30 protein-coding genes and 1 tRNA gene are annotated in these 26,842 nt (G+C 60.8%); 13 read left to right on the forward strand and 18 right to left on the reverse strand.

From position 1 onward, the window contains the following. The first annotated feature begins 671 nt into the window (after nt 1-671). Nucleotides 672-2,126, forward strand: coding sequence for a rolling circle replication-associated protein (locus EV688_RS13935; RefSeq protein WP_131917679.1), 1,455 nt, complete (start codon nt 672-674; stop codon nt 2,124-2,126). 55 nt (nt 2,127-2,181) lie between these two features. Here EV688_RS13935 and EV688_RS13940 read toward each other — a convergent pair whose 3' ends face one another. Next, the gene (locus tag EV688_RS13940; RefSeq protein ID WP_117319364.1) at nt 2,182-3,282 is read right to left on the reverse strand and encodes an MrcB family domain-containing protein; all 1,101 of its coding nucleotides are present in this window, start codon (nt 3,280-3,282) and stop codon (nt 2,182-2,184) included. 149 nt (nt 3,283-3,431) lie between these two features. Here EV688_RS13940 and EV688_RS13945 point away from each other — a divergent pair, with 149 nt between their 5' ends. After that, nucleotides 3,432-4,010, forward strand: coding sequence for a DUF4145 domain-containing protein (locus EV688_RS13945; protein ID WP_117319363.1), 579 nt, complete (start codon nt 3,432-3,434; stop codon nt 4,008-4,010). 535 nt (nt 4,011-4,545) lie between these two features. Next, on the forward strand, nt 4,546-5,823 hold the full coding sequence (gene drt2 / locus EV688_RS13950) for an antiviral reverse transcriptase Drt2 (protein ID WP_117319362.1): 1,278 nt from the start codon (nt 4,546-4,548) through the stop codon (nt 5,821-5,823). 125 nt (nt 5,824-5,948) lie between these two features. On the opposite strand, the gene EV688_RS13955 is transcribed toward drt2, so the two are convergent. Continuing rightward, nucleotides 5,949-6,025 (reverse strand) — tRNA-Ile (locus EV688_RS13955). A 229-nt stretch (nt 6,026-6,254) separates the two neighbouring features. Here EV688_RS13955 and EV688_RS13960 point away from each other — a divergent pair. Beyond that, nucleotides 6,255-6,887 carry a urate hydroxylase PuuD gene (locus EV688_RS13960; protein WP_117319361.1) on the forward strand — a complete coding sequence of 211 codons (633 nt, stop codon included), beginning with the start codon at nt 6,255-6,257 and terminating at the stop codon, nt 6,885-6,887. A gap of 121 nt (nt 6,888-7,008) precedes the next feature. On the opposite strand, the gene EV688_RS13965 is transcribed toward EV688_RS13960, so the two are convergent. The 3 genes from EV688_RS13965 to ald form a co-directional block, all read right to left on the reverse strand. Further along, complete coding sequence (locus tag EV688_RS13965) at nt 7,009-7,491, reverse strand: FKBP-type peptidyl-prolyl cis-trans isomerase (RefSeq protein WP_117319360.1); 483 nt, start codon at nt 7,489-7,491, stop codon at nt 7,009-7,011. 108 nt (nt 7,492-7,599) lie between these two features. Further along, nucleotides 7,600-8,943 carry an omega-aminotransferase AptA gene (aptA, locus tag EV688_RS13970; RefSeq protein WP_117319372.1) on the reverse strand — a complete coding sequence of 448 codons (1,344 nt, stop codon included), beginning with the start codon at nt 8,941-8,943 and terminating at the stop codon, nt 7,600-7,602. Nucleotides 8,944-9,098: 155 nt separating this feature from the next. Beyond that, nucleotides 9,099-10,217, reverse strand: coding sequence for an alanine dehydrogenase (gene ald, locus EV688_RS13975; RefSeq protein WP_117319359.1), 1,119 nt, complete (start codon nt 10,215-10,217; stop codon nt 9,099-9,101). Between the two features lie 200 nt (nt 10,218-10,417). Here ald and EV688_RS13980 point away from each other — a divergent pair, with 200 nt between their 5' ends. Next, on the forward strand, nt 10,418-10,888 hold the full coding sequence (locus EV688_RS13980; protein ID WP_117319358.1) for an Lrp/AsnC family transcriptional regulator: 471 nt from the start codon (nt 10,418-10,420) through the stop codon (nt 10,886-10,888). Here the strand turns inward: EV688_RS13980 and EV688_RS13985 are convergent. Together EV688_RS13985 and EV688_RS13990 are read right to left on the reverse strand one after the other, a co-directional pair. Continuing rightward, a complete protein-coding gene (locus tag EV688_RS13985) occupies nt 10,885-11,997 on the reverse strand; it encodes a peptidase M42 (RefSeq protein ID WP_205686719.1) in 1,113 nt (370 codons plus the stop codon). The two genes, EV688_RS13980 and EV688_RS13985, sit on opposite strands and share 4 nt — an antisense overlap. Nucleotides 11,998-12,062: 65 nt before the next feature. Further along, the gene (locus tag EV688_RS13990) at nt 12,063-12,683 is read right to left on the reverse strand and encodes a cytochrome b/b6 domain-containing protein (protein ID WP_117319357.1); all 621 of its coding nucleotides are present in this window, start codon (nt 12,681-12,683) and stop codon (nt 12,063-12,065) included. A gap of 146 nt (nt 12,684-12,829) precedes the next feature. Between EV688_RS13990 and EV688_RS13995 the strand changes: the two genes are divergently transcribed. Next, entirely contained in the window at nt 12,830-13,321 is a 492-nt protein-coding gene (locus EV688_RS13995) for a helix-turn-helix transcriptional regulator (protein ID WP_162883991.1), read from the forward strand. Here the strand turns inward: EV688_RS13995 and EV688_RS14000 are convergent. The 5 genes from EV688_RS14000 to rpsU form a co-directional block, all read right to left on the reverse strand. After that, the gene (locus EV688_RS14000) at nt 13,307-13,882 is read right to left on the reverse strand and encodes a chorismate--pyruvate lyase family protein (protein ID WP_162883990.1); all 576 of its coding nucleotides are present in this window, start codon (nt 13,880-13,882) and stop codon (nt 13,307-13,309) included. The genes EV688_RS13995 and EV688_RS14000 overlap by 15 nt on opposite strands. A gap of 103 nt (nt 13,883-13,985) precedes the next feature. After that, a complete protein-coding gene (gene rpoD / locus EV688_RS14005) occupies nt 13,986-15,791 on the reverse strand; it encodes an RNA polymerase sigma factor RpoD (RefSeq protein ID WP_117319354.1) in 1,806 nt (601 codons plus the stop codon). 314 nt (nt 15,792-16,105) lie between these two features. Beyond that, entirely contained in the window at nt 16,106-18,049 is a 1,944-nt protein-coding gene (gene dnaG / locus EV688_RS14010) for a DNA primase (RefSeq protein ID WP_117319353.1), read from the reverse strand. 117 nt (nt 18,050-18,166) lie between these two features. Continuing rightward, nucleotides 18,167-18,622, reverse strand: a complete 456-nt coding sequence (locus EV688_RS14015; protein WP_117319352.1) for a GatB/YqeY domain-containing protein — start codon at nt 18,620-18,622, stop codon at nt 18,167-18,169. A 24-nt stretch (nt 18,623-18,646) separates the two neighbouring features. Beyond that, nucleotides 18,647-18,862 (reverse strand): 30S ribosomal protein S21, encoded by a 216-nt coding sequence (gene rpsU, locus EV688_RS14020; protein WP_117319351.1) that lies wholly within the window; start codon nt 18,860-18,862, stop codon nt 18,647-18,649. A 214-nt stretch (nt 18,863-19,076) separates the two neighbouring features. Here rpsU and tsaD point away from each other — a divergent pair, with 214 nt between their 5' ends. Genes tsaD through folK form a run of 3 tightly spaced genes read left to right on the forward strand, consistent with a single transcriptional unit; the run spans nt 19,077 to nt 20,988 of the window. Further along, nucleotides 19,077-20,120 (forward strand): tRNA (adenosine(37)-N6)-threonylcarbamoyltransferase complex transferase subunit TsaD, encoded by a 1,044-nt coding sequence (gene tsaD / locus EV688_RS14025; protein ID WP_117319350.1) that lies wholly within the window; start codon nt 19,077-19,079, stop codon nt 20,118-20,120. Continuing rightward, nucleotides 20,117-20,476 (forward strand): dihydroneopterin aldolase, encoded by a 360-nt coding sequence (gene folB, locus EV688_RS14030; protein WP_117319349.1) that lies wholly within the window; start codon nt 20,117-20,119, stop codon nt 20,474-20,476. The genes tsaD and folB overlap by 4 nt, the downstream gene beginning before the upstream one ends. Beyond that, nucleotides 20,476-20,988 (forward strand): 2-amino-4-hydroxy-6-hydroxymethyldihydropteridine diphosphokinase, encoded by a 513-nt coding sequence (folK, locus tag EV688_RS14035; RefSeq protein ID WP_117319348.1) that lies wholly within the window; start codon nt 20,476-20,478, stop codon nt 20,986-20,988. The genes folB and folK overlap by 1 nt, the downstream gene beginning before the upstream one ends. Nucleotides 20,989-21,029: 41 nt before the next feature. Here the strand turns inward: folK and EV688_RS14040 are convergent, their stop codons facing one another. Together EV688_RS14040 and EV688_RS14045 are read right to left on the reverse strand one after the other, a co-directional pair. Beyond that, a complete protein-coding gene (locus tag EV688_RS14040; RefSeq protein WP_117319347.1) occupies nt 21,030-21,407 on the reverse strand; it encodes a type II toxin-antitoxin system PemK/MazF family toxin in 378 nt (125 codons plus the stop codon). After that, nucleotides 21,401-21,655: an AbrB/MazE/SpoVT family DNA-binding domain-containing protein gene (locus EV688_RS14045; protein ID WP_117319346.1), complete on the reverse strand. Its 255-nt coding sequence runs from the start codon at nt 21,653-21,655 to the stop codon at nt 21,401-21,403. Before EV688_RS14045 ends, EV688_RS14040 begins: the two co-directional genes overlap by 7 nt. A gap of 189 nt (nt 21,656-21,844) precedes the next feature. Here EV688_RS14045 and EV688_RS17915 point away from each other — a divergent pair, with 189 nt between their 5' ends. Both EV688_RS17915 and EV688_RS17920 read left to right on the forward strand, forming a co-directional pair. Then, nucleotides 21,845-22,054, forward strand: a complete 210-nt coding sequence (locus EV688_RS17915; protein WP_420867066.1) for an antitoxin Xre-like helix-turn-helix domain-containing protein — start codon at nt 21,845-21,847, stop codon at nt 22,052-22,054. Further along, nucleotides 21,994-22,140 carry an MbcA/ParS/Xre antitoxin family protein gene (locus EV688_RS17920; RefSeq protein WP_420867067.1) on the forward strand — a complete coding sequence of 49 codons (147 nt, stop codon included), beginning with the start codon at nt 21,994-21,996 and terminating at the stop codon, nt 22,138-22,140. Before EV688_RS17915 ends, EV688_RS17920 begins: the two co-directional genes overlap by 61 nt. 54 nt (nt 22,141-22,194) lie before the next feature. Here the strand turns inward: EV688_RS17920 and EV688_RS14055 are convergent, their stop codons facing one another. The 4 genes from EV688_RS14055 to EV688_RS14070 all read right to left on the reverse strand — a co-directional run bounded on the left by EV688_RS14055 (nt 22,195) and on the right by EV688_RS14070 (nt 25,930). Further along, complete coding sequence (locus EV688_RS14055; RefSeq protein ID WP_117319345.1) at nt 22,195-23,415, reverse strand: multifunctional CCA addition/repair protein; 1,221 nt, start codon at nt 23,413-23,415, stop codon at nt 22,195-22,197. Nucleotides 23,416-23,564: 149 nt separating this feature from the next. After that, complete coding sequence (locus EV688_RS14060; RefSeq protein ID WP_205686717.1) at nt 23,565-24,476, reverse strand: nucleotidyl transferase AbiEii/AbiGii toxin family protein; 912 nt, start codon at nt 24,474-24,476, stop codon at nt 23,565-23,567. Further along, nucleotides 24,469-25,008, reverse strand: coding sequence for a type IV toxin-antitoxin system AbiEi family antitoxin (abiEi, locus tag EV688_RS14065; RefSeq protein WP_117319343.1), 540 nt, complete (start codon nt 25,006-25,008; stop codon nt 24,469-24,471). The genes EV688_RS14060 and abiEi overlap by 8 nt, the downstream gene beginning before the upstream one ends. A gap of 118 nt (nt 25,009-25,126) precedes the next feature. Beyond that, nucleotides 25,127-25,930: a S1/P1 nuclease gene (locus EV688_RS14070; RefSeq protein ID WP_117319342.1), complete on the reverse strand. Its 804-nt coding sequence runs from the start codon at nt 25,928-25,930 to the stop codon at nt 25,127-25,129. 235 nt (nt 25,931-26,165) lie between these two features. Between EV688_RS14070 and EV688_RS14075 the strand changes: the two genes are divergently transcribed. Both EV688_RS14075 and EV688_RS14080 read left to right on the forward strand, forming a co-directional pair. After that, entirely contained in the window at nt 26,166-26,402 is a 237-nt protein-coding gene (locus EV688_RS14075) for a ribbon-helix-helix protein, CopG family (protein ID WP_117319341.1), read from the forward strand. After that, entirely contained in the window at nt 26,399-26,830 is a 432-nt protein-coding gene (locus tag EV688_RS14080) for a putative toxin-antitoxin system toxin component, PIN family (RefSeq protein WP_117319340.1), read from the forward strand. Before EV688_RS14075 ends, EV688_RS14080 begins: the two co-directional genes overlap by 4 nt. Nucleotides 26,831-26,842: the final 12 nt, after the last annotated feature.

Genomic DNA, 26,842 nt, shown 5'->3' on the forward strand with positions numbered 1-26,842 from the left:
CAATGCGGGTGAGGCGGGTCGATCCGCTGGGAACGACCCAGTACTTCCCAGTGCGGTTTGCGTATGCAGCCTCGGCCGGCATCTATGCCCGCTCCATAGCGATATGGCATTGGTTGGCCCCAGCAAGCCATGTGAAACGGTGGCCGAGGGTTTGGCGCGGGAAGGTTTGCGTGAAGAGAAGTATCGGGGTTTCTGGATCTTGTGGGGTCCTGCCTATGGCCGCTGGTGCTATATAGCGGCGCCACCAAGGGAGATGAGTACGAATCGACACAGGACAGTCGAGTTTGCTCGCACGGAAATCGATCAATATTGGAGGCTATATGGCTGATGCGCCCCATATAGTGCAGCGCAAGCCTGGGGTGACCCCCCAGGACTGTCGTAAAGCACCAGCGGATTTGCTGGCCTATTATTTTCATGACCCAGGCCGTCCGCCTGTTGGCGAGCCCCCTTCCGAAATTTTATATTCTAATAAGCCGGCAAAGCCGGCTTTTTTGGGTCCCGGCGATAGCCGGGACCATAGGCTAGTCCGGGAGTCCAAAAGTCAGACATGCCCCAACAGCGAGCAAATTTTGGACGATGGGCGGGCCTGGCGGTCGACTCTAGCCTCTGCGCCCGACCCATGGATCGCGCCACGCCCCAGAAGCGCGGCAGGCGCGCCAGGCGTTTACGGCGTGGTCGAATATCGGGCGTGGTGCGACGAATATCGAATCCGCACAGAGGCAGATTGCGGGCCCGCACCGCCCCCACAGGCAGGCGGCCGCCGCTCGGCGATGCTCACCGAGCGCGCGGCGATGAAGCTCGCGGAGGCGGGGCGTTATATGGCGAGCTGCCACGGTGGCTTTAGGACTTTCCTGACCCTAACGTTTGACGCAGTTAGCCGCGCTCGCCTGGCCTTACCGAAGAATTCGGACATCAGCGGGCCCTGGTCGCCGTTCCCGCGGATCATTGATCGCCCCGCGTCCTGTCTCCGGACCGCCACGCCGACCACGATACAGAGCGAGGTGTCGCGATTCTTCGACGGCGCGCGAAAGATGCATTACCGAGGCTGGGTAACGCGGAAAGGCCGCCGTGTCCCGGGCTCGCCGCCCTGCCACGACGACGCCGTAACCCGCGCTGCTCTCGCGAATAAACGAAAAGAGGCGGCAGGCATGGTGTCACCCTGGCCACGCAGCAAACGGGCGCCTATGCGGGCGGTGGAGGCGACGCGCGACTATTTCCCGGAAGTCCCGCGTCGGCCGCTGAGGTACTGCTGGGTGGCGGAGAACCCGGTAAACGCATCGGGCGAGCAGAACCCCCACGTTCATGTACTGATGGATTGGGGCGTCCCATATCATCTATTCAAGGATTGGGCGGTACGCCTCGAGAAATTGTGGGGGCAGGGCTTTGCCCATCTCGAGAAAATTCGCGAGGCCCAGGCCGCGACTGGCTACCTGCTCAAGGCGTTGGGTTATATGACGAAAGGCGCGCAGGCTGCCGACCAAGGGCCGATACGGGGCAACCGTTATGCAATCTCGCAAGGCGCGCACGCACCGCCCTGGGTGACCATCGAAAAAAGGGAGCTGCGGGCCCTTGGCGCCCTCATCGCCGATATCGCGGACCATTGTCAGCATGTCTATGCCCGGCAACAGGCCGAGCTGCGCCGCTCGCGTGAGGAATGTGAGGCCGCAAGAGACGCCTCGAGGAAGATCCGCGAACAGGGTCGAGAGCCCTCAAAGGAGCGCCGGGCTATCCTTGAGCGTGCCCGGCGCCGGCTTGAGAGGTGTCGCCGCCACGACCGCGCGAGGCCGATCGTTGCGAACCGTTACCGGATAATTTGCCGGGGGCGTGATGCGTTCCGCGAGGTCCGTACTTGGCTGGGCCAAGCGAGACACTACCCCTCGGGCGTGGTTTCGTATCTGCCGGAAAAGCCGGCGGGTGAATACTGGGAAGTGACCAAGAAACCGCCGCCGGCCGATGTAGCCGAGATGCGCCGCTGTATCGGCTGGCGCCGGCAGTGTAGGGAGGCTGAGCGACGCAAGTGGACAGACTGGGAATGGATGCAAGCTCGGGACGAGTATGAACAATGCGCCACGATGCTTTCGGAGCGCGAATTAGAGCGCGCTGAATGTACTTTGCGCCCTCGCTAAGAAGCCGCCCGGGTCACTCATGTGGCACCGCCAATGCCTTTGAGTGAATGCTGAATTATCTTTGACGCGAGCGCGAAACCTGAAACGTGACGGCCCGCGAATCCCAATCGGCAATATCCCAGGGATTGAAAAGTTCGAGCTTGCCCCCCGCCGCCGCTGGCGGTGAGACCGATTTATCGAGCTCTATGTTACTTACCAGGGCGAGAGCGGTTTTGCCGGCTTGCTCGGTGTGCAACGCGACTTCGTTGGCGGTCATCAATACTGCGTCCAGGAGTGCGCTGGTCGTTCCCTTGACCTCGACTTTGATCGCGACGCCGTCGCGTTCCGCCAGGAAGTCATAGGGCTTGCTAGCCGATGTGTCCTCCACGGCATACCCTTCAAGCTCAAGCTGGCGCTTGGCAACCGCCATTGCGCACAGCTCGACTGCACGCCTCTCGTCGCCGGTAAGCGCGAATCCCTGGCGGTTGGCTGCCGTCTGGCGGGTTGGGTTCGTAATCGCCTCTATAGCGCTTAAATCGATTTCTCGGGCGTTCAAGTTGCGCCCGCGATCAACGGACGCGTATATGATCGCGAGCAGCCCCAGCGCCTCCGCTATGGCGTCGAGAAACGCCTGCTCGTCTAGGTTCTCGGGGTCAAACGCCCGAGCCAGCGCCGTAGCGCGTTCAAAAGACTTCGGCAGTGCGGCGGTCGCACCTAGCTCTATTTGGTCCGGGAAGCCGGAAACATCGGCGCCGGCTTCCTCCAATTCTTGAAGCATCCATAAGATGCGGGCATCGAGTTCTTCGCCGGATGTTGTCCGAAGGTCTCCGCGCTCCGCATCCCAGGTCGAAGAGCTGCACCCCAGGGTGACGTATACGCGCCGACCATCCCGAGAAAAATGAATAACGACGTAGTAGCCATCGGTCGCGTTCGGCGAGCGCTCTCGGCAATGGAAGCGCACCCAGGGAGCTTCTGTTTTGCGCCCTATGCCGTCTTTACCGTGCACAGCTAGGGTGGCAGCGAACTGCCCCATTCGCGCTGTGAGGGCCGGCCAGGCGCTCCTGAAAAGGTTAGGCAAAGTTTGGCGAATTAATTCCCCTCGTTGCTTCATCGCGGGGGTGTTTTCGCTGGTGTACTCGCGTTGCAAGTTTGCTATCCGAGCAATTTCACTTTTCATTGTTTCATCCGTGCTGGTCTTGATTCGGGATAGTTCGCGGCATTTACTTCCGGGCCTGATTCCTTAGCGACTAACTACATTACATCAAGCCGTATAGTTGCTAGCATCTCCGTGCAAAGCCTTCCCGCCCCTCACAAAAGAGATTGGGTATGTCGAAATATCAGGGTGTTCCATGGGCCAACGCGTCCAATCTCGGTTCAAAAGGTTATCGTTGCGGCTACTGCGGAATCAATGTTGCCTCAAGCCTGGGGTTCGTCGCTGCCGACTCGATCGAGGGGCGCTATGCCGAAATTCGCCTTTGCTCTCATTGCGCCAAGCCGACATTTTTCCACGGGCAGAGCAGATGCCCTGACGTAGCTCCCGGGAATGAGGTCGACCACGTTCCAGATGGGGTGTACGCGTTATACCAGGAGGCGAGGAATGCCGCAGCCGCTAACGCCTACACGGCCTCCGTGCTCGCGAGCCGGAAGTTGCTGATGAACATTGCGGTCTCGCAAGGAGCCCCCGAAAAACTTCGGTTCATCGAATATGTAGATTTTCTTGCGGATGGGGGCTTTATTCCTCCAAACGGAAGGGGCTGGGTTGACCACATTAGAACCAAGGGAAATGAAGCCACCCACGAAATTGTCTTAATGGAACGTGAGGGTGCTGCAGAACTCATTTCCTTTTCGGAAATGCTACTTAAGTTTATTTTTGAATTCCCGGCAAGAGTGCCGATTGAACAATAAAACGCCAACGCGGCCGGTTGTAGGAGAATAACCTACAGTTTGCTGAGTAGCTCTGTTGAGGCGCGGTCAGGCGCTCGGACTCGGAATTGAATGGGCGTTCTCGCACTAGATTGCTGACCCAAAGATAGACTACTCAGAAAGGGATGCTGATGAAATCGAGGTTTTCAAAACCTCGTAAGATAAACGCAGCGAGATCCTGATCAATTACGCGAAAACCACGAGAATCTCCAGCACTCGAAAAGTATGCTACCATACTTAGGCCTGGCGGCTCGGGCGCTAGGGAATGTCACAGAATGTCAAGCCATTCCAGGCAGCCTTCACGGCAGCCTGTCATGATTGACGCGAGCATTGCGACGGTAATCCGCATGGATACCTCCTTTGTGATATAGACATTATATATCATTGCTAACAGAAGCGGCGCGGCCCCGAGTTATGCTCTGGGTGGGATGGTGAGAGAAAGTCCACTTGGTTAAGCCGGAGAGGGGTTTGGATCGCCGCAGTCCTTTACCCTCTCCGGTTTTGCTAAGAGGAAAAGATGGCAACAGACGACTTCAGCTGGTATCGCCATCGTAACTATCTGCACTTCGATAACCCGTTAGGTAAAAAATCGGCAGAAGCGCTTGTTAAAAATCCGCTAAGAGTTAAATCTCATTCTTTCTACCCCCTGATTTCCTACGAAATTGAGTCAATCAAGATCGCCAAGGATGCGGCATCAGGTAGTATTGAAAAGAAAAAGAAGCCGCGGCCTATCCGTTATGCTGCCCACGCAGACAGTCATATATATAGCTTCTACTCAACAATCCTTTCGCAAAAATACGAAGATCTACTTAGAGACAAAGCGCTATCAGAGCATGTTCTGGCGTTCAGGCCGCTGGGAAAAAATAATATAGATTTTGCGGCCGAAGCATTCGAAGACATACGAGTCATGGGGACTTGTGCTGCAGTAGCTCTCGATATCACCGGATTTTTCGACAATATAGATCACGCTATTCTTAAAGATGCGTGGTGCGATTTGTTGGGCGAAGCTCGGCTGCCGGGCGACCACTTCGCAATCTTCAAGTCCCTTACCGCTTACTCTTATGTCCCCAAGCTTGCGCTTTATCGCCAGTTGGGAATATCGCAACATAACCCAAAAAATAACCGGAAAAGAGTTTGCGAGCCGCGGATATTTCGCGAAATAGTGCGAGGTGGGAACCTCATTACAACTAATGAGAATGCTTATGGAATTCCGCAGGGCTCACCGATCAGTGCGCTGCTTTCGAATATTTATATGGTTGAATTTGATGAAGAGGCGTCCAAACTCGCGCGCTCTATAAACGGAAAGTATTATCGGTATTGCGATGACATTTTGTTCATTGTTCCAATTGACCAAAAGGACCGCATAGCAAACAAAGCGAAGACCATGATCAGAGGTCTCAAGTTAGAAATAAATAAAAAGAAAATAGCGGTTAGAAGCTTTACTCAGCGCGGGAATATCCAAAGAGCCGATTACCCCCTTCAATACCTTGGGTTCACATTTGATGGCGAGCGGATACTTATACGCTCGGCGGCGCTAGCTCGATATTCTGACAAAATGAAACGGGGGGTTAAATTCGCCAAAGCCACGATGCGGAAAAGGAACGGCCTAAGGGTTTTACGGGGGGAGCCGGTAAAGCCTCTTTATCGCAAAAGTTTGTATCGACTTTACTCCCACGTCGGAAGGCGAAATTTTCTTAGCTACGGGTATAGAGCCGCAAGAAGGATGAACTCCCCTGCGATAAAGCGTCAACTTAAACCCTTATGGCGTAGGCTGGAAGAGGAAATTGAAAGGTAAGCAATGTCCGGGCGCCCTTGGCCCGAGAAGCTGCAGTGACCCCGGCAATTCATCTAAAAAGTAGCACATTGGTAGCACGAGGGCTCTACGTAAGAAGGCAATTGATCGTAACTTATTGAAAGTATTGGTGGGCCCAGTAGGACTTGAACCTACGACCAATCGATTATGAGTCGACTGCTCTGACCAACTGAGCTATGGGCCCTTCAGAGATGTCGCCAGACACGCGCGATCAGCGCGAAGTATAAACCGGCCGCCCTGGCGTGGCCAGACACCACGTTGTTCAATATCCAGTCGTCATGTCACGGTAGTGGCCGGTTTAGTCGCGCTGGCTTTGTGTCATGAGCCTGATGTTTCTCCGACAAAGTGATAACGTAAGCTGGCGAGGCGTCGATGACGCAGATCGTGGACTATCCATAACAGGGGGCTAGGTTATGATGTTTGTTGAATTTCTTTTCCGCTGGGGGCACGTGCTGTTCGGTATCACCTGGATTGGCATGCTCTACTATTTCAATTTTGTACAGGGTGAGTACTTCAAGGAAGCAGAGGCGGACGCCAAGGCTGACGCCACGCGTAAGCTCGCGCCACGTGCCTTATGGTGGTTTCGCTGGGGAGCTATGTTCACCTTCCTTACGGGGCTGTATCTTCTCTATGCCCTTGGTGGCGGCATCAACCAGTACATCGCGCTAGGTGCGGTCATGGGCATCCTCATGTTCCTCAACGTCTGGCTGGTTATCTGGCCGGCCCAGAAGATTGTGGTCGGCCTTGTCGAGGGGGATAAGGCAAAGGCGGCGCCCAAAGCGCTGTTGGCATCGCGCACAAACACGCTGTTTTCGGCCCCGATGCTCTGGGGCATGCTCGCCTCGAAGCACGGCGGCTACAGTGCTGCGGGTCTTGGCGGGATCAGTTTCGCCGATATGGGTTTTCTCATTCCCCTCCTGTTGATCGTCGCGTTGGAAGTGAACGCGCTGGTCGGCAAGCTGGGTCCCATGGCGTCCGTGAAAGGCGTTATCCACATGAGTCTTGCGCTCACGGCTGTCGTGTACCTGCTGGTACATTTCCTGTAACTGACGGGATTCGGGCGAGTTTGCTGGCAACGGTTCAATAGGGGGCCAGAGAAAAAACCAAAGCACCGGACGAGCGCGTTAACTTACGTTTGCATCGCCCGGTGGTCGCCCGCTCATGCCATTAATGTTGATGCCCACCCGGCCCATGCACGTGCCGGTGGGCTATCTCTTCACGTGAGGCGGCACGCACGTCCACGATCTCGATATCGAACACGAGGTCCTGCCCGGCCAGGGGGTGGTTGGTGTCGAGATCGGCGCTGAATTTCCCCGCCTTGATCACGGTCGCTGCGCGGCGGCCCTTGTCAGTGTTGATCTGCACCAGCATGCCGGGTCTTAGTCGACCCTTGAACACCAGGTGTTTTACCGGTACCCGCTGCTGGCGCTCTGGGTCGCGTTCACCGTAGGCATCCTGGGCGGTGAGGCTGACGCTGAAGATATCCCCTGCGGTTCTGCCCTCCATGTCTTTTTCGAGCCCCGGGAGAATGTTGCCGGCGCCGTGAAGGTAGGCGGATGGATCGCCGCCCCGGGAGGTTTCCAGTTGATCGCCGGCGGCGTTGCGGAGCGTGTAATGGAAGGTGACGACAGTATTTCGGTCAATATTCATCGAGTATTGCGCTATTGAAAGTTCGGGAGCGCGATTACAGGGGAAAATGGTCTCGCAGGCAAGTCTCCTTTCGCCTGCCCGGCTGGCTACCGAGGAGAGTAACGCCCTTTACCCATTCTCAACCAACGCCTCCCCCAGCGCATTCACCAGACTGTCAATTTCCTCCCGCTCTATCACGAAAGGCAGCCCCATCTGCAGGGTGTCGCCGCCGTAGCGCACGTAGAACCCCTTGTCCCACAGGCGCATGGCCACCTCGAAGGGACGTCGCGTGGGGTCCCCGTCTTTCGCCTCAAGCGTCAGTGCTGCGGCGAAGCCGTAGTTGCGGATATCCGCAACATGCGGGCAGCATTTCAGCTGGTGCACGGCATCTTCGAAATGCGGCGCCAGGTCCGCGACCTGCGCCGGCAGTTCTTCTTTTACCAACAGGTCCAGCGCAGCAAGCCCAGCGGCGCAGGCCACCGGATGCGCGGAATAGGTGTAGCCGTGGGCAAATTCCAGCAGGTGTTCCGGCGTATCCTGCGCCATGAAGGTCTGGTAGATCTCGCTGGAGGCGATCACCGCACCCATGGGTACGGCGCCGTTGGTCATCTGCTTGGCAATGTTCATGATGTCGGGGACGACCCCGAAGGCATCGGCGCCGGTCATGGCACCGCAGCGACCGAACGCGGTAATCACCTCGTCGAAAATCAGCAGGATGTCGTGTGCGCTGCAGATGTCGCGCAGGCGCTGCAGGTAGCCCACCGGGGGCGGCAGTACGCCGGTGGAGCCGGCCATGGGCTCAACGATCACCGCGGCAATGTTACTGGCGTCGTGCAGGGCGATGAGCTCGAGCAGTTCGTCGGCGAGGTGGGCGCCGTGCTCGGGCATGCCGCGACTGAAGAGGTTTTCGGGCAGCAGCGTGTGGCGCAGGTGATCGGCCTCCACGGCCTGGCCGAACATCTTGCGGTTGGCGCCGATGCCGCCCACGGAAATGCCGCCGAAGTTCACGCCGTGGTAGCCCCTGGCGCGACCGATGAGACGGGTCTTTTCCGGCCGGCCGCGCAAACGCCAGTAGGCCCGGGCCATTTTCAGGGAGGTGTCGGTGGATTCAGAACCGGAATTGGTGAAAAACACATGATCCAGACCCGCTGGGGTCAGATCCCGCAGGCGGTTGGCCAGCTGGAAAGACAGGGGCTGGCCGACCTGGAAGGCGGGGGAGTAGTCCAGGGTCTTCAGCTGCCGGTAGACCGCCTCGGCGATTTCGGGGCGATTGTGCCCAAGGCCGCAGGTCCAGAGGCCGGAGAGTCCGTCCAGAATGCGCCTTCCGCGATCGTCAATGTAGTAGATGCCCTGTGCGCCCACCAGCATACGCGGGTCGTTCTTGAACTGGCGGTTGCCCGTGTAGGGCATCCAGTGGGCTTCCAGTTCGTCACGGGTGAGGGGACTGTGTGTCTCGGGGAGTACGGAAGTCATCGCGGTTGCCTCGCTGGCTGTCATCGCATGATGCACACCAGTGTACGCCCGGTTTCCCGCCTGGAGAAGCGCCCGCTCAGAAGGCCCGTGCAGAGGTGTTTGCCGCAGTGTCGGTCCCGGCAGGTGCCAGGGCACCCGCCGGGTCTGCCGTACCGTCAGCCGCGGAGTATGTCAGCCACAGGGGTGTACGCGTGGCCGAGTGCGTCAGCGACAGCCTTGTAGGTGACCTTGCCGTGGCAGACGTTGAGGCCATTGGCGAGGTGCTTGTCCTCGGCCAGGGCGCCGCGCCATCCGAGGTCTGCAATGCGCAGTGCGCGGGGCAGTGTCACGTTGTTCAGCGCGTAAGTGGAGGTGCGGGCGACGGCGCCGGGCATATTGGCAACGCAGTAGTGCACGACGCCTTCCTCAACATAGGTGGGGTCGTCGTGCGTGGTGGCGTGGGAGGTCTCAAAGCAGCCGCCCTGGTCGATGGCGACATCGACGACGACCGCTCCACGATGCATGGTCTTGAGCATGTCCCGGGTCACCAGTTTGGGCGCGGCGGCGCCAGGTACCAGAACGGCGCCGATCACCAGGTCGGCCTCGGCCACGCATTCGGCGAGATTGGCGGTGTTCGAGAAGCGCGTCTTGGCGCGGGCCTCGAAATAAATGCCCAGGCGCTCCAGCACCGTGGGTGAGCGGTCGAGAATGGTGACATCGGCACCCAGGCCGACCGCCATCTGCGCCGCATTGAAGCCAACCACGCCACCGCCGATAATCGCCACTTTGCCCGGTGCAACGCCGGGAACGCCACCCAGCAGTACGCCGCGTCCGCCGCGGGCTTTTTCCAGCGCGCCGGCGCCGGCCTGGGCCGACATGCGCCCGGCCACCTGGCTCATGGGCTTGAGCAGCGGCAGGCCACCGTCCTCGTCGGTCACGGTTTCGTAGGCAATGCAGACGGCGCCGGAAGCGATCAGGTCGCGGGTCTGGTCCGGGTCGGGCGCCAGGTGCAGGTAGGTATACAGAATCTGGCCTTCGCGCAGCATCTTGCGCTCGTCCGCCTGCGGCTCTTTCACCTTCACGACCATGTCGCAGCGTTCAAAAATCTCTGCCGCGGTGTCCACCACTTCCGCCCCGGCGGCGCGATAGGCGTCATCGGTGGCATCGATACCCAGGCCCGCGCCCGTCTGCACGAGAACCTCATGGCCGCGGGCCGTGAGCTCCTGTGTGCTTTCTGGTGTCAGGCCCACGCGGTATTCGTGATTTTTTATTTCTTTAGGGGTACCTACGATCATGGGAGTCTCCGGTGGTGTCTGGGCTGGTAAGTGTCCGCAGATTGCCTGTCACTCCGCTGCCGTTGGCTGCGTGAGCAGTACATATCTCGCCCTGCGAGTGTGACATTACTCCGCGTGAAAATTTTCCGGTTTTTTGACTGAAAAGGGCCGAGTTATGCGTTTTAATGGCGCGCAGATGCAAAATAGCAGGAAAAAAACGCATGGATCGCTTTGATCGCAGGATAATTGCCGCGCTGCAGCAGGATTCTGCCCAGCCGATTGCCGCCCTCGCTGATGCTATCGGCCTGTCCACCTCGGCCTGTCACCGGCGCATACGATCGCTGGAAGAGGCGGGGGTGATTGTCGGCTACGCGGCGCGTATCAACCGGGCGGCGCTTGGGCTGTCACTGCTGGTGTTTGTCGAGATCAGTCTGAACTCCCAGGCGCTGGAGGTGCTTGAGGCCTTCGAAAATGCCGTGCAGGGATTCGATGACATTCTGGAGTGCCATCTCACCAGCGGCGATGCCGACTACATCCTGCGGGTGGTTGCCAGGGACATGGAAGACTACGCCGACATCCACCGCAACTGCCTGGCGCGGCTGCCCCACGTCTCGAGCATGCAGACCATTTTCACCCTGCGCCCGGTCAAGACTTGGCGTGGCTATCCGATACCCGTGGCGCCGGCGGTCTAGGCGGCTTCCGCGGCAGACTGGGCCGACAGGCGTCCAAGCACGTCGAGGAAGGCGTTGACGGAGGTGATCGGCGCCGATTCCAGCATGGTGTGATAGCCGGAGGTGGGTATCTGCAGGGTGGTCCCATCCACCAGGCCGCTGGATGCGGCAATAATCCGACCGAGCTCGGTAGAGCCCAGGCTGGCTGGTGGCTCGCCGCGTTCGGCGGCGCGCCTGTTCTGGTCTTCCACCCAGGTATCCTTGTAGAGCACGCCATAGCCGGCTTCCCTGCAGGAGGCAGCAAGGCGTTGCGTCAGCGCGCGATTGAAGCTGGCATTGGCATCACGGTTGCGCAACACCAGATGCTGTGCGGCGGCGGCTTCCAGCGTCGGGAAGGGACTGGTATCCACCACAATCAGCTGGTTGGTGGAGCCGCCGAAGCGCCGGAACCACTCCAGCAGATAGCGCCAGCTCTTGCCGGCCTCTTCCTGGGCGGTGAAGAATGCTGTGCCTTCGAACCCGCACTCGAACAGATACACGAGGGCGGCAATGGTAATGACGTTGTCCAGCTGGCCCTGAAGCGCCTGCGGCGTGATCTTCAGGTGATCGGTGAAGGCGACCGGCGTGCCCGCAATCAGGTGGTTCAGGCCGTTGATCTCGAAGATGAGATTGTTGCGGAATTCACAGATATAGCTGCTGCGGGTATCGCCACGACCCAGGTAGGCGCCGGACCAGGGATCGTAGGCGAACACGGGCATCTGGGTGAAGCGGCCGACAATCTTGCGCATCAGCTGCTCCGAGACGGAATTGCCGAGCAGGTCGGAGCGCGCGCCGGCCACGAAGGCGGCGTACTGGAATTCGTTGGGCCCGGTGCAGACCAGGCCGTGACGGTCGGCGTGAGCCGAGAACATGATGCTGTTCGGCTTGCGCCCCTGGGCCACCAGCAGACCCTCGTACCAGGTGACATTGGCGCCGCGCTCTTCCAGTTCGCGCTGCAGGCAGCGGAAAAACGCATGCTCGGCGCCGACAACCGAGGGCTGGCGCAGCAGCGATGCCAGCAGCGCGGTGAAGCGATCGGGCAGTGCGCCGCCCGGCCTGTCGGATACGCTTTTCTGGGAAGAGTCGCTCATCGGTCAAGTATATCCGTAAATCGCCCGGTGTCGTCATGCGACATGTCGCGATGGCCCCTCCCGGATTACTCTTCACGCTTGCGGCCAGTGATCATCGCGCGCGGCAGGTTTTCGCGGTGTGCCAGGCTTGACGCGAGTACACCCAGGATGTGCAGGCCTACCAGCCACAGTGTCGACGTTGCTGCGACCTCGTGGATGTCTTCCCAGCGCTCCTCTGACGCTGACTCATCATCATGCTTTTCTCGAGTCATCGAGGACGCCGTCGATCGATCCTCCACCGGATTTATGTAAGCTGCCAGTGGACCTGCGTTCTCCTCTATGGCGTACAGCACCATTCCCGAGCCGGCGGTCACACTGAGCGCCAGCAGGAGCGCTATCGTCATGGCGCCGCCTGCGGGGTTGTGACCGAGGTAGCGCGGCGCCTTGCCGCGGGGGAGCGCCTTCAGGTAAGCAATAACGGTGCGTGGACTGCGAACGAAATCGGTGAATCGCGCGCGCCGGGGTCCAACGATGCCCCAGACAAGACGAATGGCTATCGCCGCTGCGATAGCGTAGCCGGACCAGACGTGGACAAGATCCCACTCCTCTGCACTCAGCCAGGCGACCAGAAAGCCAATGGCCAAAACCCAGTGTCCGACGCGTACAATCGGATCCCACACGTAAACTGTTTTCGGTGTCTCTAACATTGTTTTCACTCCTTGTCGTGATCTTGTACCGACGAGTGAGTGTTGGTGTTACTGGCGCCTGCGTCCATGCGCCAAATGGCCCATGCCGCGGGATCGCCGCCTAGGGAGGGGTTTTTATGTCGAATGACCTATCGGACAGGGCTGCAATGACCTTGATGTTTGGCCTTTTTTTCCTGATCGGCGGTGTGATGCTGTTTGACGTCGTGACCGATTACCGGGAGGGCGTGAGTGTGGCGCATCTGCTTGTCGAAAGCGTTGTGCTGTTGTTGGCGGGGATCGGCTGTGGCGTTGTAGTGATTCGTACATACCAGGCGCGGCGTTCGCTGGCGACGCTGCGCAACGATCTACAGCATGCTCAACGCCGGGCGGTGCACTGGCAGCGTGAGAACGAAAAGCAAGTGCAGGGAATCGCCCAGTCGATCAAGGCGCAATTTGCCGTCTGGGGGTATACGGAGGCCGAGTCAGACGTCGCTCTGCTGCTGATAAAGGGGCTGAGTCATCGCGAAATCGCGAGCTTGCGCGACACTAGCGAGCGCACGGTAAGCCACCAGGCCCAGGCGGCGTATCGGAAAGCATCGCTGCCCGGTCGGACCGCGCTATCCGCCTTCTTTTTGGAAGATATGCTACCTGGCAGGTGATGCGCCGGACAGTGTCCGGGACGACCAGCGGCGCTGGCTGCGCTGCAGCGAGCGGTGATCACACCAGGGACGGAAGGACTCGAGAAAAATCTCGGCCACCAGCAGCGGGCGCCGGTTGAGCAGAAAGACAGACCGTCGACCCCAGGCGGGCTGATCCTGGTGCAGGTCCTCGGGTATCAGCGGCGTCGAGCCGGGCAACCGGGCAACTTCAAAGGGCCTGCGCCGTAGCCCCGGGCTGCTGAACAGGATGCTGCCCAGGGAGCGATTCTGCAGCTGTCGCAGCCAGCGCAGTTCCCCGGTGAGGGTAGTGCTGGGAAACACACTGCGGGCAAAGACCACGGGCTGTCCATCGCGTAGCAGAACCACTTCCCGGATCAACGCCATCTGTTTCGACGGCAGGTTGAGCGCCTTGCGTTCGCTGAGCGTCGGCTTGTGCCAGCCCTGGCTGCGTCGCTGCACGCTGAAGGGCGCGCCACCGAGCTGCAGCCGCTGCGTCAGCGAATCGGTATCCAGCAGCCAATGGCTGACGGGCTGCAGCTGACGCTTCGGCCAGGCGGCCAAAGGCCGCCAGGGAGATGTGAACGGTGCGCTGATCAGGGTGCTGCGAGTCCCGGGGCCGCGATGGGGTCAGATGGCTGCCGGCGACTGCCTTTCACGCTGCGGCTTATTCATCGAGGAAACTGCGCAGGTAGTCGGAGCGCGTGGGATGGCGCAGCTTGCGCAGTGCCTTGGCTTCGATCTGCCGGATACGCTCGCGGGTGACGTCGAACTGTTTGCCGACCTCCTCCAGCGTGTGATCCGTGTTCATGTCGATGCCAAAGCGCATGCGCAGCACTTTCGCTTCGCGCGCGGTAAGGCCACCCAGCACATCCTTGGTGGCTTCCTGCAGGCCCTGGCCGGTTGCCGAATCCACCGGTGAGTGGATGGTGTGATCCTCAATGAAATCGCCCAGGTGCGAATCTTCGTCGTCGCCGATGGGTGTCTCCATGGAAATGGGCTCTTTGGCGATCTTCAGCACCTTGCGCACCTTGTCTTCCGGCATGTCCATGCGTTCGCCCAGTTCTTCCGGCGTCGGCTCGCGGCCCATTTCCTGCAGCATCTGGCGGGAAATGCGGTTCAGCTTGTTGATCGTCTCGATCATGTGCACGGGAATACGGATGGTGCGCGCCTGGTCGGCAATGGAGCGGGTGATCGCCTGGCGAATCCACCAGGTGGCGTATGTGGAGAACTTGTAGCCGCGGCGGTACTCGAACTTGTCCACCGCCTTCATCAGGCCGATGTTGCCTTCCTGGATGAGGTCGAGGAACTGCAGGCCGCGGTTGGTGTACTTCTTGGCGATGGAGATCACCAGGCGCAGGTTGGCCTCGACCATTTCCTTCTTGGCGCGACGCGCGCGGGCCTCACCCATCGACATGCGGCGGTTGATTTCCTTGATTTCCAGGACGCTGAGCCCGGCCTGCTCTTCTATCTGCTGAATGCGCCGCTGTGCCCGCTGAATGTCTTCCTTGCGTGCCGTCAGCTTTGCACCGTAATCCTTTTTACGGGCGAGGCGGGTAACCCACTTGACGTCGGCTTCGCTGCCCTGGAACGACTGGATGAAGTCCTTGCGCGGCATGCCGCAATCACGCACCGCGATGGCCATGATCTCGCGTTCCTGATCGCGAACCATGTTCAGTGAGCTGCGCGCCGCTTCGTTCAGCGGCTCGAAGGTTTTTGGCGTGAACTTGAAGAACTTGAACAGCTCGCCGAGCTTTTCCATTTCGGCAATGGTGGTCTTGTCGCTGCGGCCCTTGTCGGCAATCGCCTTCTCGACCTTGTTGTACTGGCGCTTGAGCGCCGTGAAGCGCTTTTTTGCCTCGACGGGGTCAGGTCCGGTTTCGGTCTCTTCCTCGGTGTCTTCGCTGGCGGCAGCGGCGGCTTCGGCGATCTGTGCCGCCGAGGGGACGTGGTCTGCGGGGTCGAGGTAGCCAACAAGAATGTCACTCAGGCGACGCTCTTCCTTGGTGACGAGGGCGTACTCGTCGAGGATGGTCTTCACGGCGCCGGGATAGAACGCGAGGGCAGCCATTAATTCACGGATGCCTTCTTCAATGCGCTTGGCGATAACGATCTCGCCTTCCCGGGTGAGCAGCTCGACGGTGCCCATTTCGCGCATGTACATGCGCACCGGGTCGGTGGTGCGACCGGCTTCGGTCTCGACGGCGGCGAGGGCGGCGGCGGCTTCGGCGGCGGCGATGTCATCCGCAGAGCTGTCGCCCTCGGTCATGATCAGCTCGTCGGTGTCCGGCGCCTGCTCGTAGACATGGATACCCATGTCGTTGATCATCTGTATGATGTCTTCGACCTGATCCGGATCGGAAATGTCTTCCGGCAGGTGATCGTTGACTTCCGCGTACGTCAGATAACCCTGTTCTTTGCCCTTGGCGATCAGGGATCTCAGGCGAGACTGCTGTTTAACGACATTGGCCATTAATAAACCCTACGTCAATATGTAAAATACAAAAAAGTCAGCCGGCCATTATAGCGTGAAACGGCAGAATATGCCCACAATGTGTCCGGGAAATATTTCGTTGCACTTTTTTTGCGTGCGTTTTGCGTGCTTTTTGCGCTTTGTGCTCAGGTGCTCTGTCAGGTGTCCCTTCTTGCTCTGTGCACCTTGCACTGGCTCTGCCGGGCGTCGCGAGATGCATGCTGTAACGGCCTGGCCTGGCAGCTGCCCGCAAAGGGGCGAAAGCAGGGCGCGAACTTTGCAGTGGCAGCGTTGCAGCTGCGCCAGAGAAGGGATTATCCCCCTCTGTGTCTCTTGTCGAGTTGTTGCAGTTGGTGCAATAGCTCTTTCAATTCCTGTTTTTGTTCCACGCCCATGAGAGCGTAGTCGGTACTTCGCAATTTGTCGACTTGTGCTTCAAGGCGTGCGCGCTGGGGCAGCAGTACGAGGCGCGACATGGTGTCCCGGAACTGCTCTTCAATGCCGTCGGCCGGAATCAGGCGCTCCTGACCAGCAAGGCGGTTCAGCAATTCGCCCTCGGGCGTGCCATACCAGTGGCCCAGCAGCATCGCGGTGCTGGACTCGGGCCGGCGCTGCAGCAGCGTGAGAATGTCGCGCAGCAGCGCCGCATCGTCGCCCTGCAGATCCGCCAGTTCACCCGGGTCGGCGATGGCCGCCGCCTCCGGCTTGTGCAGCAGCAGGGCAATGGCGCTTTGCGCCAGGTTGGCGTGGCCGCCGTTGGCGGCGCGCAGGGGCTGGCGCTTGCGCGGGGAGTCTGCGGATGGGTAGTCGTCGGCCGGGTCCGGGCCGTAGGGTCCGTCGTACTCAGGACCGGGGTCTCCGGCTTCCCTGTGCTCCGCAGTCTGCTGCCCGGCGGCATCAAACCGCGGATCGTGCGCTTTGGCGTCGCCGTCCGCCGGACGGGCTGGCAACGGCGGTACCTCCAGCTTCATGAGGCTGGCCAGTTCCAGGCCGGTGCGCTCTGCCAGCTCACGGAACATCAGTTCGCGGTACACCCCGACCGGCAGCTGGCGCAGGTACGGCAGCACCTGCTGGCTGTAGCGGGCGCGACCGTCCAGCGTTGCGGTATCCAGACCCTCGGCGAGATTCTCGAACAGGAACTGCTCCAGTGGCCGGGCGCTGGCAACCTGGTGGCTGAAGGCATCCGCCCCCTCGCGGCGGACCATGGTATCCGGGTCATCCCCTTCGGGCAGGAACAGGAATCGCGCCTGGCGACCATCGGTCATGCAGGGCAGTGTGGCTTCCAGCGCGCGAAAGGCCGCCTTGCGTCCGGCCTCATCGCCATCAAAACAAAACACCACTTCCGGACTCAGGCGAAAAATGCGCTCGAGGTGGGTCTTGCTGGTGGCGGTGCCGAGGGTGGCGGTGGCGTTGCTGATGCCGCTCTGAGCCAGGGCAATCACGTCCATATAGCCCTCGACCACCAGCAGGCGGTCGAGTTTGCGGTTGGCCTGGCGTGCCTCGTAAAGGCCGTAGAGCTCGCGGCCCTTGTTGAAGATGGGGGTTTCCGGCGAATTCAGGTATTTCGGCTTGTCATCGCCAAGTACGCGGCCGCCGAAGGCAACGATGCGTCCGCGCTGGTCGCGGATGGGAAAGACGATGCGATCGCGGAAGCGGTCGTACAGGCGGCCGGCGTCGTTCCTGACCAGCATGCCCGTGTCCAGCAGCTGTCGCCGCGGTTCGTCGCCGTCGCCCAGGGCCTTGAGCAGGTTGTCCCAGCCCGGGGGGGCAAAGCCCAGGCCAAAGCTGCGGGCAATTTCGCCGGACAGGCCGCGCCCTTTCAGGTAGTCGACCGCCCGGCTGGCCTGGGCGTGTGTGCGCAGGGCGTGCTGGTAAAAGCGCGCGGTCTTCTCCAGCAGGGCATACAGGGGTCGGTGCTGTGATTCGGCGGATGCCGTCTGCCCGCCGCGGCCGCTGTCTTCCCGGGGAATGGCCAGGCCCAGCCCATTGGCCAGGGTTTCCACGGCCTGGGGGAAGTCCACGTTGTCGTAATCCATGATAAAGCCGAGGGCGTTGCCGCCGGCGCCGCAGCCAAAGCAGTAGAAGAACTGCTTGTCAGGATTGACCGTGAAGGAGGGCGTTTTTTCGTCGTGGAAGGGACAGCGGGCGCTGTAGTTCTTGCCGGTCTTCTTCAGCTTGACCCGCCGGTCGACGATATCGACCAGGTCAACCCGCTCCAGCAGATCGTCGAGAAAGCTTTGTGGAATGCGTCCTGCCATGGGGTCTCTGCGCTGCGCGGGCCGGAGTGGCTCAGCCGGCGGATGGTAACGCAAAATCCGGCGACGCTGTCGAGGTGACTGCCGCGGAAGGAGTCGCCGCTGGACGGATTGCCGGGGTCAGGCGTTCAGTCTGGCCTTGACCCGCTGGCTGACAGTGCCCATGTCGGCGCGGCCCTGCAGTTTTGGCTTGAGTTCTGCCATCACTGTACCCATCGCCTGCATACCGCTGGCGCCGCTGCTGGCAATAGCCTCGTCAATCAGGGTGTCGAGTTCGGCGTCCGAGAGCTGGCGGGGCAGGAATTCCTGGATCACGGCTATTTCCGCCGCTTCCTTGTCGGCCAGCTCCTGGCGCCCGGCGTCTTCGTACTGGGACTGGGAATCCCGGCGCTGCTTGACCATCTTGTCGAGAACGGCAAGCGCCCTTGCATCATCAACGTCGACACGCTCGTCCACTTCAATGCGCTTGAACTCTGACTGAATCAGCCGGATGGTGCCCAGCCTGTCCTTGTCCCGCGCCCGCATGGCGTCCTTCATGGCCGCCTTGATGGTGTCTACGAGGGAGGTGTCACTCATGGTGCGAGGGCGGGAAAGGCGCGATCAGTACAGACGGACGCGCTTGCGGTTTTCCCGGGAGAGCTTCTTCAGGTGACGCTTCACGGCAGCGGCAGCAGCGCGCTTGCGCACAGTGGTCGGCTTTTCGTAATGCTCGCGACGACGCACTTCCGACAGTACGCCGGCCTTTTCACAGGAGCGCTTGAAACGGCGCAGGGCGACGTCAAAGGGCTCGTTGTCTTTTACCTTGATCTGAGGCATTCACAATTCCTGTCAATTAATCCACGGCAAATGGGCAAGCAGGCCACATCGCCAGAAAGGGCGCGCATTCTAAACGCAAGACGCGCGGTTTGCAAAGCCCCGTTTTGCGGTGCCCTTTTCGGGTCAGGCCGCGATCGGACCTGACCCGAAAGAGGGACCTCACTCCATCGGTGCGGTATCATGCCGCCCTCAGACTTTCCCGGAAGCAGAAACGATGCGCGTTCTCGGACTGGAAACCTCATGCGACGAAACCGGCGTGGCGATCTACGACACGGATCGGGGCCTGCTCGCGCACGCGCTGTACAGCCAGATCGCGGTGCACGCCGAGTACGGCGGCGTGGTGCCGGAGCTGGCGTCCCGCGATCACATCCGCAAGACGCTTCCTTTAATACAGCAGGTTCTGGACGAGGCGGACTGCGCAGCCACCGATATCGACGGTATTGCCTACACGGCAGGCCCCGGCCTGGTGGGCGCCCTGATGGTGGGTGCCACGCTGGCGCGCTCGCTCGCGCTGGGCTGGGGCATCCCCTCGCTGGGCGTGCATCATATGGAAGGCCATCTGCTGGCGCCGATGCTCGAAGCGCGCGCCCCCGACTTTCCGTTCATTGCTCTCCTGGTGTCTGGCGGCCACACGCAGCTGGTGCGCGTGGACGACATTGGTGAGTACCGGGTGCTCGGTGAGTCGGTGGATGACGCCGCCGGGGAGGCCTTCGACAAGGTGGCGAAAATGCTCAACCTGCCGTACCCCGGCGGTCCGCACGTGGCGCGCCTGGCCGAGGCCGGCACGCCGGGCCGCTTTGATTTCCCCCGTCCCATGGTCAACCGCCCCGGGCTCGACTTCAGCTTCAGCGGATTGAAGACCCACACCCTCACCACGGTGCGCGAGTGCTCGGTGGATGGCGTGCTGCCGGAGCAGGATCGCTGCGATATCGCGCGCGCCTTTGAGGAGGCGGTGGTGGCGACCCTGGTGATCAAGTGTCGCCGCGCCCTGGAGCAGGAACAGCTCTCTACCCTGGTCATGGCGGGCGGGGTGAGCGCCAACCGCAACCTGCGCGCACGGCTGGATGCCGATCTGGGCAAGCGCGGCATGCAGGTGTTCTACCCGGCGCCGGAGTTCTGCACCGATAACGGCGCCATGATTGCCTATGCCGGCGCCCGGCGACTGGCGGTCGGGCAGGTGGACGCCTTTGAGACCGCCGTGCGCCCAAGATGGCCCATGCACGAACTGCCGCCGCTGACGGGCGAGCGCGCCGCATGAGCGATACCGTGTTTATCCGCGAGTTGCGCATCGACACCGTGATCGGCGTGTACGAGTGGGAGCGGCAGGTGCAGCAGACGCTGCTGCTGGATATCGACATGTGCGCGGACGTCGCCGCGGGCGCCGCTACCGACAAGGTGGAAGACGCCCTGGATTACAGCGCCGTATCCGATCGCCTGCGGCAATACGCCGCAGAAAACAGCGTGCAGCTGGTGGAAACCCTGGCCGAGCGCTTTGCCAGCCTGGTGCGGGAGGAATTCCGGGTCAGCTGGCTGCGCCTGCGCCTGTGCAAGCCCGGCGCCGTGGCGGGCGCCCGGGATGTGGGCGTGATCATCGAGCGCGGCGAGCGCCCCTGATGGCAACGGTGTTTCTCGGGCTCGGCAGCAATATTCGCCGCGAGCATTACATCGGCGTGGGGCTGGACGCGCTGGCAGCGCTTTTCGGTGAGCCTTGCACTTCCTCTGTGTACGACGGCGATGCTATCGGCTTCAGCGGCGAGCCCTTCCTCAACCTCGTGGCGCGCATCGAGACCGACCTTCCCGTCGGCGAACTTGCCCGGCAGCTGCGCCAGCTGGAGTACGCCCACGGCCGTCCCGAGAACGCCACCCGCAACAGCCCGCGCCAGCTGGATATCGACATCCTCACCTATGACAACCGGGTGGCCGTGGTGGACGGGGTGATTCTGCCGCGCCCGGAGATTCTCACCAATGCCTTTGTGCTGCGCCCGCTGGCGGAGCTGGCGCCGCAGCGGCTGCACCCCGCGGAAGGCAAAAGCTACGCGGCGCTGTGGGCGGACTATGACCATAGGGCGCAGCGGCTCAAGGCCGTGGAATTTTCCTGGCGGGGCCGGGAGTTGCCGCTGTTGTAGAGCTCTTCGCGCTGAGTGGCGGTTGTCAACGTGGCGCTGTGTCAGGCCAGTTGCACGATCTGATTGAGAAGAGCCAGTGTTTCGGCAAAGCGTGCATCACTGATTTTCTTCATCGGGTGAGGTGCGCCATTACGCTGTCGCCAGTCGAAGGACTTCGGCTGGTGGCAAAGCACATAGCTCGTGCGCCCCGCTTTGCGCCCGCCGGCAACACCCGCCGCCACGGCAAAAGGGTTGTCAGCGTTGTAGGCGGCGGTGGTCATGGGTAGCCCCACCACGAGTGAGGTGTGCTCGTTGAACGCTCGTGGCGACAGGACGAGGAAAGGATGCACATCTCGCATTTCCTTGCCGCGCTGGGGGCTACAATCAATCCAGATGATGTCCTGGCGGTCGGGTACCCAGCCCTTTGCCGGTTTTACCACCGTTCCGCGCCCAGACTCTCATCGACAGGCATGGCCTCTCCGCCGTGACGTTCGGGATCGAATCTCGCGAGGCGCTGCTCCAGGCTCAGGGCTTCATCATGTATTGGGGTGATGATGATCCGTTCGCCTTCCACGGTAATGCGCACCCGCTGGTCGGCATGCAGGTGCGCTGCGCGGGCGATGGCCGCAGGGAGGCGCACGCCGAGATTGTTACCCCAGTGCTTGATGTCAAGAACGGTCTCGGTCATGGTCGCTCCAGTATCGATGTTTAAACTAAGTATAGACTTTGGCTGCCGTGTTTGCCATGGCCGGCCCTGCCGAGGGCGGATGCTACCGTTGTGAGGAGTGCGGATTTCGAAAACATGCACCCTTGCGTCAAATTCGCTTGCTTTCTATGGAAATAACGACTAGCGATTATTTCTTCGGAGGTAGGGAAAATGTCACAGGTAAAGGTCGCCAAAAGCCAGGAGCGGGGACGCGTCATCACCGTTGCCGTGTTGCGTGCGTCTGAAACGCTGGGTCTCTCTGGTAAAGAATTAGGCCGGGTGCTCGGCGTTTCCGAACCTTCGGTGTCTCGCTTGACGCCATCACAGCGGGTGATTCGAAGGTGGCGCGTGCCTGGCTACGGAATGAGAACCGAGCGTTAGGGGGTAGGCCCATCGACCAGATTCAGACGATTTCGGGTTTGACGCATGACCTTGCCTACCTGGATTCCCGGCGCGCTCCGCTCTGAGAAGCGGCCTCTCGAGGCGGGCTGTGTTTTGTCTGGTTTGACTTAGCTCAACGTTTACCTGCGCCGAAACGCTTCCAGCCTCCGCACACGCTCCCGAGCAATGCCTTCCCCGATGTCCTTGCCCTGCAAACCCCGCTCGACAAAAGACTTCGCCGTAATGCCCACCGCAATATCTCGTGCCTCGCGCAGGTAGTCGGCCTGCGGGTAGGGCGCGTCTTCCTTGCCCATCCGTCCGCGGGCATCGGCCTCGCAGACCGCGAGAAAGGCGTCGAAGCGCCCTTCCGGACGCAGGGCGCCGGTCGCGGTGAGCAGCCTGAGCAGGGTCTTGCCGGTCAGTTCACGGCAGCGATGGGCGAGCAGGTGGTATTCGCAGGCAGTGAGGGCGAGCTCCCGGTGAGCATTGGGGGCCTTGATGCGATCGCACAGGGTATTGACCCGCCGCAGGCCGCGCTTTTCGTGGCCAATGTGCCGTGGCAGTTCGTCTCTGGGGGTGTCGGCCTTGCCGAGATCGTGCAGCAGGGCGGCCCAGCGTACCTCGCTTCTGTCCGACAGGCGCGCGGCTTGGGTCAGTACCATCAGGGTGTGCACGCCGCTGTCGACTTCGGGATGGTATTCCGCCCGCTGCGGCACACCGAACAGCGCGTCGACTTCCGGGAACAGCGCAGCGAGAGCGCCACAGTCGCGCAGCACGCGGAAATAGGTGGCGGGATCGTCCTCGCGCAGGGCGCGCTCTGTCTCCACCCAGACCCGCTCCATCGCCAGGTGTGCCAGCTCGCCCTGCTCGGTGATGGTGGCCATGAGCTCGAGGGTTTCCGGCGCGACGCGAAAGCCGAGTGGCGCGTAGCGGGCGGCAAAGCGGGCCGTGCGCAGGACGCGCAGCGGGTCTTCCACGAAGGCCTCGCTGACGTGGCGCAGTACCCGCTGTTCCAGATCGCGGCGGCCACCGTAGGGGTCGATCAGGGTGCCGTCGGGATGCTGGGCAATCGCATTGATGGTGAGATCGCGCCGGCGCAGGTCCTCCTCCAGCGTGACCGAGGGCTCGAAGTGCACCGCAAAGCCCGTGTAGCCGTGGCCCTGCTTGCGCTCGGTGCGCGCGAGGGCGTATTCCTCCTTTGTCTCCGGATGCAGAAAGACCGGAAAGTCCTTGCCGACAGGTGTGAAGCCCTGATCGAGGAGGTCCTGGGGTGTGGCGCCAACGACAACCCAGTCCCGCTCGTGGAAGGGGACGCCGAGGAGTGCATCGCGGACCGCGCCGCCGACCAGGTAGGTTTGCATGAGGGGAGTCTACCAGCTGGCAGCGTTGATGGAGTTAAAGCTGGCAGTATGACAGCCAGCGGTGAAAACGGTCCGGCTATCGCAATGACATGAGCAGCCACCTGGGGATCCAGTTCGGCGGGGGTGTCTTCCGGCTTGGCGTCGACAGCTCAACGGACTGGTTTGACCGCAGGAGAGTCCTGCACCTGCTGCAATAAGGCAGAGACTTCGGCGATCAGGTGCTGCTTGAACTTCGGTTTCTGCAACGTGCGCTGCAACACCTCCTGGGGAACGAAGCGAGAGATCTCCCGTTGAAATACCGCGTCCTCAACGATCGCAGGTAGTCGGTCAGACATCTGCGCGAGCTTATCCGGGTAGTCTTCAATGCGGTAATCGGCAATCTTGTTCGCGACCCAGTCAGCGCGCACTTTCGCGCCCTGCTGTTTCAGCCAGCGTAAATCCCAGATATCGCGGTGGCGCACGTAGCCGGTGGTATTGACCAGGGATACCAGCTTGTCGGCCATTACCTCGTCCAGAGTTTCCGTCAGTACAAGGGTGTCACTGTAGCCGTCTGGCAGGAATCTGTAGTTAAGCTGCAAGGCTTTAGGTTCGCGTGAGTAGGCGTTGATATTGGCGACCTCCAGCTTGATGCGCTGTCGGGGAATATCCCTCCGCGCCGGGGAGGTGGTGACGGCGATCTGCCATTTGTCGATTTTCAGATCGGCATATTCACGCTCATATCTCAGGTCCTGCGGTTCTCTGACGCTGACTTCCAGCCCATAGCGCTGCCCAATGTAATGTTCGATACAGTCCTTTATTGGCTCTAGCTGTTGCCTGTTAAAGCCACTGCCGCCGACGAAGTCCAGATCCTCACTGAATCGGGGAGAATTGTGGCACAGACGTAACGCAGTTCCTCCCTGAAAGGTCAGCCGGTCCAGCAGGCCGGCATTGTCCAGGCAGTAGAGAATATCGTAGTGCAGCAACTCTTTCTGAATCACTGGCCGCATGTGGCCGCGGCCAGGCTCGCTCATGGCCAATGCGGTCAGGCGCTCCAGGTCCGCTTTGTTGACGGGTTCAGCCACGGGCTGACAACTCCTGCTCATTCACCAGATGGGTGTTCCTGCCCACTCTCTTCAGGTCGCGCCAGGCTGCCGCCGGGGTCGCCAACTTCAGAGGCCTGCCAACGTCACGAATGCCCGGCAGGATGTCGATCGGCTCACGCTTGGTGTGGGTAAATTCGATAGTACCAAAGGGCGTCCGGTACTCGCCCTTGCGTCCCGTGGTCATTACGGTTAACCGGTCTACCGGAATCTGGGAAATCGCCCCGTATTCACTCAAGGCCGATTCCAGGCTGACATAATTGTAGTCGCCCCGACGCAGCGCCCTGGCAACGTGCTCTATGGTGTCGCTGCCCGCGCTGCGGCTGCGCGCGTAAACATACACCCCACGCACCGGGCGCAGCAGAATTTCCTTTGTTACCAGTCGTTGCAGGCCGGCCTTCAGGGCGCGAGGGTGGTCTTCGTGAAAAATCTTCGCGAGGTCTGCGCGAGCAAACACGTAACGTCCCTGTCTGTCCCAGAGATCAAGTCGTTTGAGCGCGGTGAGGGTGTCCATGGATTTAAGTATACGTGAAGGACGCTCTTTCGTGGCCTTCGTGTGCACTTGTTATTCAGGAGTAAAAGAGGCGTAGCAAATCGCATTTGTTGATCAATTCTGGCGCTCTATCTCGAGATCAGCTCCTACCAGGACCTGAGCCCACAGCACCACCGTCAAATAAGGCATTGAGATAAGCGGCAGTGCGCACACCAGCCTGGGAGATCCTGCGCTGGATCGTGCTGGTCCAGGCATAGCGATAATCCCAGCCCAGGTCAGGGTCCTCGGGGTAGATGCGGTCACGTAGCGCGGCGCTTTCGGCAATCCACACCAGCGGGTCCGGGTCGTTCCATGCGCGAAACTCCTCGCTCGAGAGTTTTCTGTCCAGCCACTCCACCCACTCGCTGTAGGCGAGCTGCTCACTGTCAATGATCTGACTGTCCCACAACCGGTGCAGGTTGGTGGACTGCCCGAAATACGTGACCCGCGCGTCATTGCCGCCGCGGTCGGTGCCGTTGCCCGCGTGCAGCGGCTGATGCAGATCGCCAATGATGTGCACGATGAAACGCAGCGCCAGGGCCCGGTCCTGCGCCGAGGTGCCCTTCGCGCGCAGATCGTCCGAGAACTTCTGTAAGGCGCTGTAGGCATCCCCTTCCCTCGGCGCTCCCACTTCCTCATAGGTCTTGCCTTCCGGCACCGTCACGTAATGCCAGGGGCTGGCGGTTCGCTGCCAGAATTCGGAGGGGTCCGAGCGCATGAAGTCCGGCCAGGTGGACGCCTCCACCAGGGTCTCCTGGCCCAGGATGTCCGCTATCGCGAGGCGCGCTTCCGGCGACAGGTAGCGCTCGGCTATCCCGGCCGCAGCCCGGTGCCCCGTTGCGCCCCAGCCGAAGGCCGAGACGGAGAAAAAGAATAGCAGTAGTGGGGTAAGACGCGTTTTCACGGCGTTGTCCTCTGGCAGTCGGGTCGTGTCCCGGGTAATGATGCCATTGTGAAGCCCGATGGCAGCATTTGCGAGGGGGTATCGGGCGGAACCTGATCCTGACGCTGTGCTCGCCGTGCTTCCGGGCGCACAGCGTGAGCCGTGCCGCCATCGGTCTTGTCCGGGGCATATGATGCTTTGGTGCTTTGGTGATAAGCTGCTATGCTTGTTTGGTGTTTAGCTGGAAGTCGTCAACATGAGCCGTCTGACAATCACCCTTGATGATGAGATGCATCGTGCCCTCAAGGAAACAGCGGCGCGGCAGGGGCGTTCAATTGCGTCGATTATTGATGAAAGCTTGCGTCTGCGTGGCATTCAGGGTTCGGCGAGCGCGCGGGTCCTGGTCGCACAGGCCCGTGAGCGTTCGCAGTTGAGTGACGATGAGGCAATGGCGGTGGCGGTCGACGAGACGCATGTAGCGCGCGACCGGTGAGGCCGCCTGTAGTCGTTGATACCAACGTAGTGGTCGCCGGGCTGATTACGGGCGCAAAAGAGAGTCCGGTGGTGGTTATTCTGGATGCAATGTTGTCCGGCCAGTTGCTCTATCTGCTATCGCCAGCATTGCTTGCGGAGTATCGCGCTGTGTTACTGCGGCCAAAGCTGACCGCGCTGCACGGGCTGGTGGTAGCCGACGTCGATCAGCTACTGGTCGAGCTTACCGCCAACGGAATATGGCGCGAGCCGGCTGCCGCACCACACGCGCCGGATCGCAATGATGATCATCTTTGGGAACTGCTCCATGATTTTCCGGGGAGTGCCTTGATCACCGGAGATCGCCTGCTGCAGGAGAAACCGCCTGCGGGAATCTCTGTCATCTCTCCGTCAGCCTGGATTCACGGCATCGCCAGCTCGCTTCAGTAACCGCTGTCTGAA

The organism is Chromatocurvus halotolerans, from assembly GCF_004340525.1.
Taxonomy (GTDB): Bacteria; Pseudomonadota; Gammaproteobacteria; order Pseudomonadales; family Halieaceae; genus Chromatocurvus; species Chromatocurvus halotolerans.